Source organism: Synechococcus sp. R6-10 (assembly GCF_047461815.1).
Lineage (GTDB): Bacteria > Cyanobacteriota > Cyanobacteriia > Thermostichales > Thermostichaceae > Thermostichus.
Map to the genome: position 1 here is coordinate 1 of NZ_JANSHW010000736.1, position 601 is coordinate 601.

1 protein-coding gene is annotated in these 601 nt (G+C 62.2%); it reads left to right on the plus strand.

The window, feature by feature from the left end; translation table 11 throughout:
* Positions 1-321: hypothetical protein (locus NW837_RS15655; RefSeq protein WP_414332614.1), on the plus strand; the 321-nt coding region annotated here is incomplete at its 5' end.
* Positions 322-601 lie beyond the last annotated feature (280 nt).

Here is a 601-nt window from a genome sequence, read left to right on the forward strand (position 1 = left end):
GGCTATCAGGGGCGCGACCGCGTGCGGCGCATCCAGCTGGACGCGCACTACCGCTACACCCCGCGCCTGCGGTTCCACCTCACCTACGAGAATGTCGGCTGGGAAATCAACAGCTTCGCGCTCGACAACCAGCGCGGCAAGCCCGAATGGAACTACCTCACGCTGCGCGCGGTGTACCAACTCGCAGGCGACACGGAGCTGAGCGTGCTGTACCAGTATATCAACACGGACGGCAAGGGCGTCGGGCTACTGAGCGGCGGTCCCAGTCCTGCGGGCAACCGCGCGGGCGTTTTTGCCACACAGGTCGGCTATCGGTTCTGAGGAGGAGCCCTCACCCCCAGCCCCTCTCCCACGCTGTGGGAGAGGAGAGGACTCTTTGGAGTGCTGAAGCGTCAGCTTCAGCATGGGCGGAAACTTCGCTTCTGCGCGCCACACCCTTGCGTCTGCGTGCGGAAGCGGGGTAGAGGCGCAGGCGCAAAAGGCGGGTTCATCAACTACTGTTTTTTGTGAACTCTGGCTCGGTGATTGGTATAGAACATCGGGTCTTGAAGGCGCAATTAGGTACACTTTAGAGTTGCGCCCCCCCTGTGCATCACACGCG